The organism is Streptomyces sp. NPDC001843, assembly GCF_042891955.1.
Lineage (GTDB): Bacteria > Actinomycetota > Actinomycetes > Streptomycetales > Streptomycetaceae > Streptomyces.
The window spans coordinates 1-14,797 of record NZ_JBIATQ010000035.1 but is presented as its reverse complement, the minus strand read 5'-3'; the positions used below and the strand labels follow the sequence as shown (position 1 = coordinate 14,797).

The window sequence follows — 14,797 nt, the reverse complement described above, 5'->3', positions numbered from 1 at the left end:
AGTAACGGCTCGATCACCGACCAAGCGGCATCAGATATCTCCCCATCCCTCACGCCCAGTCCAACGATCGGATGATCGGAAAGACACTCCCTAGTGAAGAAGTGGCTGCCGCCGACGGCCATCACGATGAGGACAGCACAGTACGCGAGCAGCGGCAGGGGCTGCTTGTTCAGGACGCAGAAGAGGAACGACAGCAGGAAGCCGAGGACGAGCGCAGCGGCCGCGTAGACGACGAGCACGTCGTGCCCGACGACCAGATGCTTGAACGTGTGGGCGGTGTAGTGGCCGAAGTCGAAGCGTGATCCCCAGAGGCTCTGTACGTGGAAGTAGCCGACGGGGTTGTGCGTCCTGAGCCCCACCCAGCCGATGTAGCCCAGCCAACCGAGGGGAGCCGCGGCGGCGGCAGCCCAGGCGCGCGGAGCGGTGGGCTCACCGGCGCGGCGCAGCCGCCAGAGATGGGCGACGGAGCCGGTGACGACGGCGGCCGCCACGGCGAGGCCGTTGGGACGGCACAGCCCGGCCAGCACCGCCAGCGCCCCCGCGGTCAGCCAGCGGCGGGTCAGCACGGCGTAGAGGGACCAGGCCGCGAAGGCGGTCATGAGGGGTTCGGTATACGCCATCGTCAGGATGATCGCGTGCGGCAGCAGCGCCCACAGCGTCACGAGCAGGATCCCGACGCGCCGTCCGTGCAGCAGCTCGCCGACCGCGTACACGCCCCAGGCCGCCACCAGGGCGGCACTCCACGCGATGAGCAGCGCCACGTTGACCGGGCCGATCGGCAGCACCGTGTTCACAGCGCGGATCAGGCCCGGGAAGAGGGGGAAGAACGCCAGGTCGTTGTAGACGCTGTGGCTCCCTTTCGGGTGGATGACCAGGCCGTAGCCGTACTGGGAGATGTGCCGGTACCAGCGGCCGTCCCATTCCAGGCCGACCACGGTTCGCGGGTGCCTGCCGAGGTGCAGCGCCCACAAGGCCGCCATGATCACTCCGGTCAGCCGCACGGAGGCGAACAACGTCAGTGCCGGCAGTGCCTTCCCGAGCCCGGAACGCCACCGTCGCCACTGAGGCAATGGATCGGGTCTCGGCGCGAACCGCCGCTTGAGCGTGTCGCTCGTCGCCATGAGCCTGTCGCCCACTTCGACCTCCTTCTCTGCCCTGCAGGAGGGAGCGGCCGGAGGCCAGGTTCCATTGAAGAGAAATCTCTTACTTCTTCATGAGGATAAATGACAATCGCTGTTCATGCCGCAGGAGGAAAGATGCAGCAGCAGCCATGTCCGGTGATGTGGTCGAGCAAACGCGCCGCCGGTCCTTCGGAGTACGGACGAAAAGTGCTCGGCCTCCGACCACGTCATGCGCTGGGGCAGGCGAGAACCTCGGCCCGCCGCCGGTCGTGCGGACTTCGCGCAGCTGTGCCGGCAGATCGAGTCGCGGGCATGTGACGTAGACGAGCGGGGTGGGTCGAAACCAGTAACGGATCGATTCAACCCCGTTCGTTCGGGGGATTCGTGTGCCGAATCACCGGCCGCTCAGCCGCCAGCAGTGCCGGAAACGTTCCGGCGGCCGTCGGTACGGACACCCATGTGCCCGAAGGGGTAACGGCCTTCCGCCACCTGTGCTTGGTGGCGCTCCTCCGAGAGCTCGGCGCCTGTGGCACGGACCGCGGATCGCGAACTGTGCGCGTTTCTCTCCGGCCCGATGGTGATCATGGAGCCTGGCGTCGGGCCGCGGGGAAGGTGAATGATGCGCATGCCCGGAGGTAAGACGGCGGTATGGAATAGGGGTGAATATCGGCTCGGCGTATTCGCTGCAGTATTCGGCAAGTATCGTGCTGAGAATGGAGCGATACTGGTCCTTCCCAGATCAGCACTCCACGACTGAAATGGTGTTCCTGGACTCGCAGCACACTGTCGTCGGGCGGCTCCGTTTCCGTATGTGCGGTGCCTGTCACACAGGTCTGATCCTGGACGTCTGGATTTCTGATGACTGGCAGCGTCAGGGGCTTGGGCGGGAACTTGTCCAGACTCTCGTCGCACATCACTCCGGCGTTCGGTGGAGTACCACCCGGCAAACCCCGCAGGGCCGGCCCTTCTTCTCGGCGATGGCTGAGGAGACGTCGGTCCCGTTTCCCCAGCGTGGCGCGTTGTGCGTGCATCTGGCAGGACGGCTCACGCGCGCCTGGCGCCGCCTGACCAGCCGTCGCAGTCTCCCCTCCGCCGGCACCGCGACCCACTGAGCCCTTTCAGCTGGGCTGTTCCAGGGTGAGGACGTCTGCGGTAGTCGACGACACTCGATTCGTGCTGCACACGCTCTTCGGACGATGCGCCAGGACCGCGGACGGGTCGCGCCTGCCGCGCTCCACTGGAGCTCGCGTTGCGGAGAGCGCGCGGTTGACCATGCGCCCGGCCGGTGATCTTGACAGCGTCTCAGTTGACGACCGCTGCCGCGAACATCCTGCAGGGAGCCGCGAAGAGTTGCCATTGATGGCCATGGGCAGAGCGGCCGGGACGCGAAGCGGGGCCGGTGAGAAGGGCTAAGGGGCGACGTCGACGCGTGCGCTGCTGATCGTCATGGGGGTTCCGGTGACGGCGATGAGATACATGCGCTCATGGGCGCCGGGCAGTGCGCGGTGACCGCCGGCCGGTCGCACGACGTACTCGGCCGTGCTGTGCGGGGCGAGAGTGGCGGGCCCACTGGTGACGGTCCACCAGTTGGAGGCGCCCTGGCCGACGCGGCTGGCGAAGTGCGGGGTGAGCGCTGTGCCGGTGGTGTTGACCGCGCGGACCGTGACGGAAGTGACGGCGGGGTGGGATCGGCCGGTCGTGTGTGTGGTGAGTGCCATGCGCAGGGGCGGCGGGCTCGCGGCGGCGATCGCGGCGCACAGCAGGGCGGGGGTCACCAGCGCCATGGCCACGGCGGTCTTGGCGGGGCGGCCGGTGAGGCGAGGGACGCGGGGTTGCCAGGCGTGGGCCAGTGAGGAGGCGGGGACGGTTGCCGCGGCCGCGAGCCACAGCGGGGTCATCATGAGGAAGTAGCCGTCCTGGGACCGGGTGGCCAGATAGAAGGACAGCCAGGGCAGGACGGTCACGGCCGTTCCCAGGCGCCGGGCGAACAGCACCGTAGCGACGAGCAGGCCGGCGAGGAGCAGCATGCTGGCGTAGGAGTAGTAGTCCAGGCGGCTGCTGCCGGAGGTGAAGTAGTAGGAGATGCCCATCAGGCCCTGGCCGTGCAGGATCGCCTTCTGGGTGAGCGGCAGCAGCAGTCCGTGCAGCCAGGCGGAGAACCCCTGGGCGGCGAAGTAGGCGTTGATGCCGGCCCAGGTGAGGGCGGCGACGCCGGTGAAACGGCCCACCACGGCCGACGCGGCCCGCCCCCCGAGTTCGGAGCGCCGGACCGAGTACAGACCGATCAGCAGGAACGGGGCGAAGAACCAGGCGAGTTGCTGAGCGGCGCAGGCGGCGCCCAGGCACACCGCCCGCAGCACCCCGCTCCGACCCAGCCGGCCACCCGCGCCGGTGGCCGGCCAGCGGACCACCACCGGGACGAGGAGGGCCAGCGCGACGACGGCCGGGTAGCCGGAGCGGGCGTAGCCCGGCAGGATGCCGAAGCCGAGACACACGGCAGTCGCCGCCGACCGCCACGGGGCCGGCAGGAGAAGCCACAGCGCGACCGTGCCGGCAATCAGCGCGCCGGTGGTGACCAGAGTGGCGGCCGCCGCGGAGTGCAGCACGGCGTGCACGGGTGCGGCGAGCAGGGCGGTCAGCGGCGGATAGCCGTAGGTGAGGTCCGCGCCGCCGGACATCGTCTTGGTCAGGCCGGACTTCGCGGTACCGAACAGCCAGGGCCAGGGCTGCCCGTAGACCGGACGGCCGTGCCAGATCTCGCTCGCAGCCTGGGCGGTCAGCACGCCCTCGTCGGTACCAGCGTGGTCCAGCCACCAACCGCATACCACCAGAACCACCGCGAGTACCAGGACGGCGGCATCCACCCTGACCAGGGCCCGCCGATGCCGCACGGCCAGAGCGAGCACCCCGCAGACGAGGATCCCGGCGTAGCAGATGGAGATGACCGCGGCGACGGGCGGATGGGCGAGCATCGCCTGGGTCCAGGCCGAACGCGTGCCGATGAACAGGCTGATCGTGGCGATCAACGTCATGCCCCGGTGCCACTGCTGAGGGGCGTCGGCACTGGTGGAAGACCGCGGTCGGGTGGCTGCGGGTGCGTCGCGCCGCTGCACTTCGATGTCGCCGGTATGGATGCTCATGCCCGCCCTCTCCGGACTTGTCTACTACATCACGTAGAGAGAAGATGTGCCCGGCAGGTTCACCCGGGAGAGGTGAGAACGCCACAAGAAAGTGGCTCGGTGTTCAGGTGGTCGCCAGCGACAGCATGTCCGGTCTTACGGACGTGTTCCGTCAAAGGGGGAGGACCGTGTGAAGCCCGCCCGTGCCACGTCCGCCAAGCCGGCACCGTCGGACGGACCGCCCGCCCGGGGACTGTCGCCGTGGCGGTTCGTGACGGTGTTCGGGGGCGTCAGCCTGCTGATGGACTTCGTCTACGAGGGCGCTCGCTCCGTCACCGGCCCACTCCTCGCTCACCTGGGCGCCTCCGCTGCCCTGATCGGCGTGGTCACAGGGGCGGGTGAGGCCGCCGCGCTCGGGCTGCGCCTGGCTTCGGGTCCGCTGGCCGACCGCAGCCGCCGTTTCTGGGCATGGACGATCGCCGGATACGTCCTGACCGCGGTCAGCGTCCCGGTGCTCGGTCTGACGGGTGTGCTCTGGGTGGCCTGCGCTCTGGTGATTGCCGAACGTGTCGGCAAAGCGGTGCGCTCCCCCGCGAAGGACACGCTGCTCTCGCACGCCACCGCTGCCACCGGACGGGGCCGCGGCTTCGCGGTGCACGAGGCGATGGACCAGGTCGGTGCGCTTCTCGGTCCGCTCACGGTGGCCGGAGTCCTCGCCCTCACCGGTGACGACTACGCCCCGGCGCTGGGGGTGCTCGCCCTGCCCGGCTTTGCCGCCCTCGCGCTGCTGGTCTGGTTGCGCGCCAGGGTTCCCGACCCGGTCGCCTACGAGACGGCCACAGGCGAGGCGAGTCCCGAGGACCCGAATTCCTCCGACGCGTCTCAGGACGGTCGGCTGCCGCGGGCCTTCTGGACCTATGCGGCGTTCACCGCCGCGACCCTGACTGGTTTCGCCACCTTCGGTGTGCTCTCCTACCACCTCGTCGCCCGCCACCTGATGCCCACCGCGACGGTGCCGGTGCTCTATGCGGCAGCCATGGCCGCGGACGCGGTGGCGGCGCTGGCCACGGGCTGGCTGTACGACCGCTTCGGTTCCCGAGTCTTGGTCGTCCTGCCGCTGTTGTCCGCCGCAGTTCCGGCCCTCGCGTTCACCGACACGTTGGCGGTCGCCGTGGCGGGTGCGCTGGTGTGGGGCGCCGCGGTGGGAGTTCAGGAGTCCACGCTGCGTGCCACCGTCGCCGACCTCGTACCCACCGGCCGCCGGGCCACCGCGTACGGCGTCTTCGCGGGGATCCTGGGCGCGGGCGCGCTGGCCGGTGGCGCCATGACCGGTGCTCTTTACGACATCTCCATCCCTGTTCTGATCGTCGCCGTCGCAGCCACCCAGGCCGCCGCGCTCGTTCTGCTCTGGACTTTTCGGGCCGTGCGGTATACGCCCGCGCGCTGAGCGCCGACAGGCTGATTGGACCGGGGGCCAGGTCGCGAGCAGTCCGCAGCCGAGCCGGTCCTTGGACCAGATCCTGAGGACCCAGGAGGCTTGCTTACGAGCCCCGCCATCGGTGAGGAGCCGTCGCCACAACGCTCAATCCCAGCCGCTCCGCCGATCCTCCAAGCACACGACCGTCGGACTCAGGGAACGGCGTACCGCGCCCGTCGAGCAGCCGGGCGCCATCCGCCCGCGCTGGAATGGCTGGGTTGGTCTCAGGCGGTTGCCAGCGCGAAGGGGCCCGTGCCGACCGCGAGGGTGCCGGTGACGGTGTTGGTGGCGGTGTCGATGACGGACACGGTGTTGGAGCCCTGGTTGGCGACGTAGGCGTGGGTGCCGTCGGGGGTGAAGACGACCCCGTAGGGGGTGGTGCCGACGGGGATGGTCCCGGTGACGGTGTTGGTGGTGGCGTCGATGACGGACACGGTGCCCGAGCCGGAGTTGGTGACGTAGGCGCGCCTGCCGTCGGAGGTGAAGGCCACCCGGCGCGGGGTGGTGCCGACGGCGATGGTCCCGGTGACGGTGTTGGTGGCCGTGTTGATCACCGACACGCTGGCCGCGCCGGAGTTGGTGACGTAGGCGCGGCTGCCGTCGGGGGTGAAGGCGATCCACCGGGGGCTGGCGCCGACGGGGATGGTCCCGGTGACCGTGTTGGTGGCGTGATCACTGACAGGCTGTTTGAGCCCTGGTTGGCGACGTAGACGCGGGTGCCGTCCGGGGTGACGGTCACGCCGTAGGGGTTGCTGCCGACGGCGATGCTGGTCAGGACGGTGTTGGTGGCGGTGTCGATGACCGACACGCTGGTCGAGCCGTTGTGGCTGACGTAGGCGCGCGCGCCGTTGGGGGTGATGGCCACGCCGTGGGGGGTCGCGGCCACGGGGATGGTCGTTGTCACCGTGCCGGTGGCGGTGGTGATGACCGACACCGTGGCGGATCCGTTGTTGGCGACGTAGGCGTGGGCCCCGTCCGGGGTGAACGCCACTCCGCGCGGGTTGGATCCGACGGTGATCGGGCTGCCGGTGACCGTGCTGGTGGCGGTGTCGATGACCGTCACCGTGCCCGAGCCGGTGTTGGTGACGTAGGCGCGCTGCAGGGTGTAGGTGAAGCCGCCAGGGACCGACACGGTGCCGCCGGCGGTGGTGACCTGGACGGTGGCTCTGCCGGTGCCGGGCGGAGTGGTGCCGGTCAGGGACGTTCCCGCGGCGTTGACGGTGACGCCGGTGGCGGGCACACCGTTGAAGGTGACCTGGGCGCCCGTCAGGTTCGTTCCCGTCACAGTGAAGACGGTGCCGCCGGACGGTGAGCCGAGCGTGGGGGACAGGGCGGTGACGGTCGGAGCGCCGACGTAGGTGTAGGTCAGGGTGTCGCTGGTGCCGCCGGCTGTGGTGACGCTGACCTCGACAGGGCCGACTGCTGCCCCGGCCGGGACGGTCACCCTGATCTGGCGGTCGGTGACGACCGTCGGCACTACCGTCTGCGTGCCGAACCGGACGCTGGTGGCGGTGGACAACTCGGTGCCGTTCAAAGTGATGACACTCCCGCCCTGCAGAGGGCCGGAAGTGGCACTCAGGGAGCACAGGTACGGTGGCCCGACATAGCGGAAGGGGACCGCGTTGCTGGTCCCTCCGGCGGTGGTCCCGGTCACCGGGACCGTTCCGGCGCCCGCTGGGGAGATCGCGGTGACCTCGGTCGGCGAAACCTGGGTGATCTTGCTGGCCGGTTTGGTTCCGAACATCACGGCTGTGGTGCCGGCCAGGTTCGTGCCGGTGAACGTGACCAGGGTGCCCCCGGAGGTGGGCCCCTGATTCGGTGACATGGGCATGCAGACGCTCCTAATGGAACCGCGAATGCCACCGGTGAAGGTCACGGTGATCGGCATGCCGGACACTGCGCGAAGCAGGACCGCGGCGATTCCCGATGCCTCCGAGGGCACCCGGTCGACAGGCAGGCCGCGCCGCCCGCCAAGACAGGCGGACCCACCGATTCAACTAGTCAAAGTGATGCATGGTGGCAAATGGGTGACAAGAGCGGTCGCTGCTGAATCACCCGAACCGGTGAAGGACCAGCATCGACGAGTCAGGACCAGAGCGACCTCTGCAGTGGATCCAGGGCGTCGTGCTCCGGGGCCGGTAGGCACACGGTGGCGGCACCGTCGTCGTCCGGGCACTGGGTGGAGGGTGTGACGGTCCCAGTCGCGATGCCGTGGCGCGGTAGAAAGCTAGGAAGCCGGCTGCGAAGAGAGTGACGGCGCGCAGGCGCGGGCGCAGCGCGTAGTAACACCAGAATGTGCCGCGGCCACCCGCAGGCCGGGAGCTGGCCGCCCCTGCGGTCAGGTGCTGGGCCCGCAGGGCCGGGATCGGTCATCGGCAGCCGCAGTCCGAGGCCGGTGCGGACTGCGGGCCGACCGGGTGTGCGAATCGAGGCCGAACCGCCAGGGCTAAGTGTTGTGGATCGGCGGCGTCGCCACCGCGGGGGCCAGCAGTGGTCGTACGGCCGTGGCGTCGACTGCGCGGGTCTGCAGCACCTCACCGAACTGCCAACGCCGTTCGCCGATGGCCGGCCAGGAGGGCGGGTCGACCGGTTCCTCCCGGAGCGCCGTACGGCCTGCAACCGGGAGCCGGACGACGCCCTCTGCCTGGCGCGACGCCTGCGCCGTGACGCGTTCACAGAAGGGGCGATCATCTGCGAATATGACATATAGCGTGAGAGTTAAGTCCCTCTCATAGCAGGGTATTTCGAGAGTGCGTATTTCACCGGTCCGGTGCAGAACCGGTCAACTGCCCGCTGTCGGCCCATGCGGTGGAGCAGACATTCCGGCGCGGAGGTAATGCTTCCGCCTCTCTGAGGGAGTGTCATGTCCAATTTGGCTTCGCCATCACCGCTGAATGTCCAGGCGGGGAGCGTCAGGTTCAGCGCATCCTTCGTGGCAGGAGCGGTAATTCCCGTGGGCTCCACGCCGCAGGGTATCGCTCTGACGCCGAGCGCGACCCGCGCGTATGTGGCCAACCGGGGCTCGAACACGGTCAGTGTGATCGACACCGCCACCAACACCGTCACCGCGACCATTCCGACGGGCAACGGCCCCACCTTCGTGGCGGCCAGCCCGGACGGCAGCCGGGCGTATGTGACCATCAACGTCGACGGCCTCGTCAGCGTGATCGACACCGCCACGAACACCATCCTCACCGAGATCGCCGTGGCAGGAGCATCGGTGGTGGCCCTCACCCCGGACGGCACACGCGCCTATGTATCGGGGCAGACCACGAACACGGTGAGCGTGATCGACACCGCGACCAACACCGTCACCACCACCGTTCCCGTCGAGGACGGACCGATCGGGCTGGCCATCACCCCGGACGGGACACGCGCCTACGTCGCCTGCATCGCCGCGAACACAGTCGACGTGATCAACACCGCCACCAACACCGTCACCGCCTCCGTCCCGGTCGGCATCACCCCCATCCTGCTCTCGGCCGCCCCCAACGGCGGCCACGTCTACGTCACGAACGTCGGCAACTCCACGGTGAGTGTGATCGACACCGCCACCAATGCCGTGACCGCGACCATCGGCGTCAGCGCTCAGCCGCGCTTCACCGTCGTGAGTCCCAACGGCATCCATGCCTACGTGGCCAACGCCGAACCGGACACGGTGAGTGTGATCGACACCGCCACGAACGCAGTCGTCGAGAACATCGACTTCGGAGCAGGTCCCACCGGCATCGCGTTCACCCCCGACGGGACACACGCCTACGTGACCAACACAGACGCGGGCACCGTCGGCGTCCTGGCCACGACCGTGATCCCCGACCAGGGCTCCATGGCCGGCGGGACCACCGTGACCCTCACCGGTCACAACCTGGCCAACGCCACCGCCGTCAACTTCGGCACCGCTCGAGGCGTCATCACCGCCAACACCGCGACCTCACTGACCGCCACCAGCCCCGCCGGATCCGGCGCCGTTCCCGTGACGGTCACCACCGCAGGCGGCACCGGCACCCTCGGACAGTTCTACTACCGTCCCGGCCCCGTTCTCACCGGCATCAGCCCCGCCGCAGGCCCCGTCGCGGGCAGCGACGACGAAATCGTCATCACCGGCCGCAACCTCGCCGGAGCCCTCAACGTGTACTTCGGCACCACCCGAGCCGTCATCCAAGCGGTCACCGACACCCAGATCACCGTCAGAGCCGCCGCAGCCCCGGCGCCGGGACCGGGCACCGTCACAGTGACCACACCCGGCGGCACCACCCAGGGCCTTTCCTACACCTACCTCGATCCGCCCGCCGTCACCGCCATCACCCCCAGTGCCGGACCGACCCACGGCGGCACCGAGGTGACCATCAGCGGCACCGGCCTGGCCGCCGCCGAACAGGTCACCTTCAACGGCACGCCCGTGTCCTTCACCGTCGTCTCCGATACCACCCTGAACGCCGCCACTCCACCCAGCGGCGCCGAAGGCCCGGTCAACGTCACCGTCACCAGCCCCGTCGGCACCGCCACCGGCTCGTTCACCTACCTCACTCAACCCGAGGTCTGAGACGAGATCGTTCTCCCGGCCGGCGCCCGCGCGGCTCGGAAAGCCGCGCCTTCCGTTCCGAAAGCGCCCGAGTACAACTCGGTGACCGAAGCAGTGGACGTGGCGGTGAGGTGGTAGCGGTCACCGCCCGCGTCCCAGTTGCTGCGGTCGTGGTTGCGGCCGACCTCGAGGACGTAGATCTCCGGGGTCCAGCGTGGCAAGCGTGGACCCGCGTTCAGCGTCACCACGTAGTCCAGTTCGCCGCTGGTCGAGCCGGTGGACGCCGCCGTCCATGGCGCCTGACCCGGTCCAGCCCGGCCAGTCCGTCGAGGCCGGCTAGCAGGTCTTGGCTTTGTGCGGGCGCCGTAGAAGGCTGCGGTCTCCCGCCGGGGGTCTCGTCCTGGCAGAGGACCTGGAGAAGTCCCAGGTGACAGCGCTCGCCGCCGTGGGCCTGGGCCAGGACGGCGTCGAGGGGCTCCGGCATCCCGGAGAGCCGAAGGGCCTCGCGTCGCTCGTCAGTTACGAAACCGCTCAGCCTTGGTCACCAGGGGGTCGGGCAACGAGGCCCCGGGTCCGTCCGGCGGTCGGGGCACGGTGGCGAGCCTGGGAGCACGCTTCCAGGATGCGCATGATGGCGGGCGGGACAGGTTGGAGCCCCGTCCGTGGGCACGAGAGTCGGGGGCCGCGGGCGATCAGGACGTCGAAGCGCGCGTGCTCGATCAGGTCGCCTGTGTCGGCGTGTTCGCTCAGCAGGGCGAGAGCCCGTTTCCCGAACTCCTGCAGCTGGTCTCCGTCCAGGGGACGGGAGGGCCTCGGACGCCGGCACGTCATGGAAGGCGGCCCGTTCTCCGAAGCTGACCTCGCGCCCCTCCGTCTTGCACGACCAGTAGCGGTTGCGTACCAGGCCCGTCGCCGGCGGTTGGATCCGGCGGAAGCGCACGCTGTGTTCTTCAGTCGCGCCCACTACCGTGATCGGGACGCTGACGAGCCCGAACGAGATGGCGCCGTTGAAGCTGCTCGCCACCGTGGGGGCCGCTCGCCACCGTGGGGGCCTGTGCTGACCTCCTCACCTGGGGCGGGTGATACCCGCAAGCAGGGTCCGGGATCACCATGGGTTATCTCAGGAGGGACGAGCGCATGCGTTACGAGTTCCGCATCCGCGGCCCCGTGCCGGAGAGCGCTGGGAAGGCGTTCCCCGAGCTTGAAGCTGCGACGCTGGGCAAGCAGACCGTCTTTTACGGCACCGTTGTCGACGATGCGCATCTGTACGGGCTGGTGGACCGTTTCCGCATGCTGGGCCTACTGGTCGCAGAGATGCGGCAAATGCCCACCTGACCCGATTGCAGCCACTTCTGGTGTCATGCGGCAGCGCCGGACCGTGCGACTGCTGGATCTCAGCGAAGATCTCGCCGTGAACATCAGCAATGAGCAACCGGCGAGTGCGGAGGAGATCTACGCGGCTCTGGTTGCGTTGAGAGCTGAGCCGGTGATGGATCGGGAGTCCCGGACTGACGGACCGCACCCGGACGACCGATTTCGGCTGCTGGGGGCTTTGCTGGCGACGGTGGAGCTGGAGATCACCGCGGCGACCCGGGTCGATGACGAGTTCTTTCAGGGCTTCGCCGCTGTGATCGGCGGCTGGTCGCAGAAGGTGAAGGCAGACGCAGCCGTGGGTGCGGTCGTGATGATCAACCGGTTGCAGCGGACCGCCGTGCAGATGATGGGACCCTCGGATGAGGAAGAGGAGCGCCCAGGACAGGCCGCATCCATGGCGGCCGTGATGGTGGCCACGGACCTTCTCGCGGCTCAGATTGCGGCCGATGCCGCAAATCCTGACGGCGCACGGCGATCTTTGAACCGGGTTGAGGGTTCCCTTGCTGACATGCTCGTAGGGATGCATGTGCTGCGCGTCTGCCTCGGCGACGTGGACGATTAGGTGAGCCGACGACGATACCGCTCGCCCGGTTTCGCGGTGCAGTCCTGCACAAGCCCGGATGTGGGGGCCCGTGGAACCGGTGCCGTTCCCCAGGCCGACTGGCTGTCAGGACTCGTGGCGGAAGGTTAACCGGACGTTGTCGTCGTAGCCTGGCAGTCGCTGTGCATCCCAGCTGCCCTGGCGCAGAGGCCGGAGCGGATTGACAGTCCGCACCTTCACCCTGCGGCCGGCTCGACGCTTCATGCTCCCTCCGTCGTGAACGTCGGCACCTGTGCCAGGGCGTTTGTTTCTGTTCCGGACCTTCCCTACTCATAAGGGAGTTGAGGTACAGAAGGTGGAGACGGGGGGTGGCCCTGGGGTGCGCTGGCCGTGACATCCCGGGAGCGCTCTTCACCGGCCGGTTCAACCAGGTGGGAGGCGCGGTCGTGACCTGCACACTGCTGCGGATGCGTTCGCGTCGTCGGGCGGTGAGGACGTCGGGGTGATGTGCGACTCACCGGGTCTGCCGGGGCAGTGGCGCGGTTCTCGGCGCGGCCCGGCACACCCGACCCGTCGTCGGGCGCTGTGCGGTCGGTCAGCTCATGTCCGTCAGGAATGCGCTCAGTTTTTTCTCCTGCTGCGCCGGTGCATCGGCGGGTGCGGGTGGTCGATGCCGAAGATCTTGAGCACCTTGTCTATCTGGGCGTCGATGGAGGTCCACCCGGTCTGGTCCAGCGGCTGCAGCGAAGCCTGGTCGGCATCCCACAGGTCACGAAGCGACTGGGCGGCCGCGCCGCGAATCCCTACGGCCGCCGAGCAGCCCTTCCCGGCGGCTCCCGCCACAGGAGCGTTTCGTGGAGATCTGGGTGCAGCATCGTGCGTAGTCGTCCGGCCCAGCGGGACAAATCACCGGTACAGGCGCACAGTGAAGGAAGTACTAGCGCGGGAGGCCGTCGTGATCGTCCTCGGAATCATCTTGCTCGTCGTCGGCTTCGTCACCGGCATATCCATTCTGTGGACCATCGGCATCATCCTCGCCGTGATCGGCGCCGTACTGTGGATCCTGGGCTCTGCCGGCCACGCAGTCGGGGGCCGCAGGCACTACTGGTGAAGGCATAAGTCTGCGCGCTGTCCACTCGGGGCCGACCAGTCAGGGCGCCTGGACCGACAGCGGCCGGAATTCCGTCACCAGCAGCCTGCATCGCCGCCGCACGCTGGGCGTCCCGCTGATCGTCTCCGACCACGACCCGGCGCTCAGCAAGGCTATGGCAGGGCAGGACTGGTCCAGCGTTTCCCGACCGGGGACAGCGTGGCCCTGGCGGGCGGCCTGCGAGACCTCGCCTGGTCCCGCTGCCCCGGCTCGCCGCAATCCGCCGATCTCGGCGTGCCCACGGCCGCCGAACAGATCGCCAGCTACGGCCCGGCTTGGCCGTTGCCTGCCTGCCTGCCCTGCGGCGGCGCCCCCCGGTGTCACTGTGCGGGCGGCCGCCGGTGATGCGGCAAGGAACTGCTAGAGCTGCCGTTCCCGCAGGCAGCATTGGGCTGGTCAGGGGTGGAGTGCGTCGCGGAGGGTGGGGTGGCAATCGATGATCGTGTCGAGTTCGACGATGCGCAGGGTGTGCATGACGGAGTCGGGGACGGCTGCCAGGCGTAGCCAGCCGTGCCGTCCGCTTGTGGCTCGGCGGGTGGTGATGAGCAGGTTGATGCCGGCGGAGTCCATGAAGGTGACCTGCCGCATGTCGATCACGACGCGTGGCGGGGAGCCCAGGCAGGACAGCTCCAAGGCTTGGCGAAGGGGCTGTACGGTGTCATGGTCGATTTCGCCGGCCACGGACAGCACGTGGATGCCGTCGGTTCCGGTGGACGTCACCGACAGCCGACCAGGAATACGCGCTTTGTCGGAGTCCGTCACGGTTTCCTCGGCGCTGGTGGAGATACGGGCCGGTTCTCCCGGCAGGCTGAGCTGCATACTACGGGCAGCGCTTTGTGCAGGTTGGGCCGGTCAGGACAGGCGGGGCGTGAGGGAGGGGCCGACGGGTAGTCGGCGGGGATGAAGGGTGAGGGCGGCCTTGGTGGAAGCAGTGCCTGTCGGCGAGGACGGCGCCGTGCCGGAGGCTGATCCGGTTCAGACGGCGGTAGCTCTGGATGGCGACGGCGGTTGTATCGCCGAGGCGCGGCAGGCGGCCGCCTCGTTCTTGGCCGGGGTCCAGGCGGAGCATGGGCTGCCAGTGTCGGCCCGCGCCATGGATCTGACCCGGCTGGTGGTGAGCGAGCTGGTCACCAACGCCCGCAAGTACGCGCCGGGCCCCGTGCTGATGGAGTTGCGGATCGTCGGGGACCTCATCGAGGTGACGGTGTGGGACGGTGATCCGGCGCTGCCGGTGGCGCGGGCGGCGGATCCGGGCCGGGTGGGGCAGCACGGCCTGGAGATCGTGATGGCCGTCGCCCAGAGTTTTGAGGTGGTGCGGGAGCCGGTGGGCAAGCGCATCACCGCTCGCATCGCCCTGCCGGACGACCCCGGCGGCAGCGTCGCCGGACGCATACCGCTCTAGGGAACGTCTTGCCGATCATGTGTCGAGCCAGATGAGTGTGCTGGCCAGGGTGATCGCGGCTCGGTAGCGACCGGGTTGTTTGTCGTAACGG

13 protein-coding genes are annotated in these 14,797 nt (G+C 68.9%); 7 read left to right on the top strand and 6 right to left on the bottom strand.

Going from position 1 to position 14,797, the window contains the following annotated elements; genetic code table 11:
- A partial coding sequence (locus ACFYZQ_RS40050) for a hypothetical protein (protein WP_389159215.1) occupies nt 1-1,136 on the bottom strand: 1,136 nt, incomplete at its 3' end.
- Nucleotides 1,137-1,780: 644 nt separating this feature from the next.
- Between ACFYZQ_RS40050 and ACFYZQ_RS40045 the strand changes: the two genes are divergently transcribed.
- Nucleotides 1,781-2,233 carry a GNAT family N-acetyltransferase gene (locus ACFYZQ_RS40045; RefSeq protein WP_389159213.1) on the top strand — a complete coding sequence of 151 codons (453 nt, stop codon included), beginning with the start codon at nt 1,781-1,783 and terminating at the stop codon, nt 2,231-2,233.
- 297 nt (nt 2,234-2,530) lie between these two features.
- On the opposite strand, the gene ACFYZQ_RS40040 is transcribed toward ACFYZQ_RS40045, so the two are convergent.
- Nucleotides 2,531-4,261, bottom strand: coding sequence for a hypothetical protein (locus ACFYZQ_RS40040; protein WP_389159211.1), 1,731 nt, complete (start codon nt 4,259-4,261; stop codon nt 2,531-2,533).
- 169 nt (nt 4,262-4,430) lie between these two features.
- Between ACFYZQ_RS40040 and ACFYZQ_RS40035 the strand changes: the two genes are divergently transcribed.
- Nucleotides 4,431-5,687 (top strand): MFS transporter, encoded by a 1,257-nt coding sequence (locus ACFYZQ_RS40035; protein ID WP_389159209.1) that lies wholly within the window; start codon nt 4,431-4,433, stop codon nt 5,685-5,687.
- Nucleotides 5,688-5,941: 254 nt separating this feature from the next.
- Here the strand turns inward: ACFYZQ_RS40035 and ACFYZQ_RS40030 are convergent, their stop codons facing one another.
- Nucleotides 5,942-6,334 carry a YncE family protein gene (locus tag ACFYZQ_RS40030; protein ID WP_389159218.1) on the bottom strand — a complete coding sequence of 131 codons (393 nt, stop codon included), beginning with the start codon at nt 6,332-6,334 and terminating at the stop codon, nt 5,942-5,944.
- Nucleotides 6,268-7,548 (bottom strand): IPT/TIG domain-containing protein, encoded by a 1,281-nt coding sequence (locus ACFYZQ_RS40025; protein ID WP_389159207.1) that lies wholly within the window; start codon nt 7,546-7,548, stop codon nt 6,268-6,270. Before ACFYZQ_RS40025 ends, ACFYZQ_RS40030 begins: the two co-directional genes overlap by 67 nt.
- 1,122 nt (nt 7,549-8,670) lie before the next feature.
- Between ACFYZQ_RS40025 and ACFYZQ_RS40020 the strand changes: the two genes are divergently transcribed.
- The 3 genes from ACFYZQ_RS40020 to ACFYZQ_RS40010 all read left to right on the top strand — a co-directional run bounded on the left by ACFYZQ_RS40020 (nt 8,671) and on the right by ACFYZQ_RS40010 (nt 12,175).
- Nucleotides 8,671-10,260 carry an IPT/TIG domain-containing protein gene (locus ACFYZQ_RS40020; RefSeq protein WP_389159205.1) on the top strand — a complete coding sequence of 530 codons (1,590 nt, stop codon included), beginning with the start codon at nt 8,671-8,673 and terminating at the stop codon, nt 10,258-10,260.
- A gap of 1,116 nt (nt 10,261-11,376) precedes the next feature.
- Nucleotides 11,377-11,574: a hypothetical protein gene (locus ACFYZQ_RS40015; protein ID WP_389159204.1), complete on the top strand. Its 198-nt coding sequence runs from the start codon at nt 11,377-11,379 to the stop codon at nt 11,572-11,574.
- Nucleotides 11,575-11,617: 43 nt separating this feature from the next.
- Complete coding sequence (locus ACFYZQ_RS40010; protein ID WP_389159202.1) at nt 11,618-12,175, top strand: hypothetical protein; 558 nt, start codon at nt 11,618-11,620, stop codon at nt 12,173-12,175.
- A gap of 600 nt (nt 12,176-12,775) precedes the next feature.
- Here ACFYZQ_RS40010 and ACFYZQ_RS40005 read toward each other — a convergent pair.
- Nucleotides 12,776-12,997: a hypothetical protein gene (locus ACFYZQ_RS40005; protein ID WP_389159200.1), complete on the bottom strand. Its 222-nt coding sequence runs from the start codon at nt 12,995-12,997 to the stop codon at nt 12,776-12,778.
- A gap of 112 nt (nt 12,998-13,109) precedes the next feature.
- Between ACFYZQ_RS40005 and ACFYZQ_RS40000 the strand changes: the two genes are divergently transcribed.
- Nucleotides 13,110-13,265 carry a DUF6131 family protein gene (locus ACFYZQ_RS40000; RefSeq protein WP_389159216.1) on the top strand — a complete coding sequence of 52 codons (156 nt, stop codon included), beginning with the start codon at nt 13,110-13,112 and terminating at the stop codon, nt 13,263-13,265.
- A 435-nt stretch (nt 13,266-13,700) separates the two neighbouring features.
- On the opposite strand, the gene ACFYZQ_RS39995 is transcribed toward ACFYZQ_RS40000, so the two are convergent.
- Nucleotides 13,701-14,123 carry an STAS domain-containing protein gene (locus ACFYZQ_RS39995; RefSeq protein ID WP_389159198.1) on the bottom strand — a complete coding sequence of 141 codons (423 nt, stop codon included), beginning with the start codon at nt 14,121-14,123 and terminating at the stop codon, nt 13,701-13,703.
- A 103-nt stretch (nt 14,124-14,226) separates the two neighbouring features.
- Between ACFYZQ_RS39995 and ACFYZQ_RS39990 the strand changes: the two genes are divergently transcribed.
- Entirely contained in the window at nt 14,227-14,706 is a 480-nt protein-coding gene (locus tag ACFYZQ_RS39990) for an ATP-binding protein (protein WP_389159196.1), read from the top strand.
- Nucleotides 14,707-14,797 lie beyond the last annotated feature (91 nt).

What these genes read in the sequence shown, in the direction of transcription:
- ACFYZQ_RS40040 (WP_389159211.1), bottom strand. Translation starts at nt 4,261, where the DNA reads ATGAGCATCCATACCGGCGACATCGAAGTGCAGCGGCGCGACGCACCC.
- ACFYZQ_RS40025 (WP_389159207.1), bottom strand. Translation starts at nt 7,548, where the DNA reads ATGCCCATGTCACCGAATCAGGGGCCCACCTCCGGGGGCACCCTGGTC.
- ACFYZQ_RS40015 (WP_389159204.1), top strand. Translation starts at nt 11,377, where the DNA reads ATGCGTTACGAGTTCCGCATCCGCGGCCCCGTGCCGGAGAGCGCTGGG.
- ACFYZQ_RS39995 (WP_389159198.1), bottom strand. Translation starts at nt 14,123, where the DNA reads ATGCAGCTCAGCCTGCCGGGAGAACCGGCCCGTATCTCCACCAGCGCC.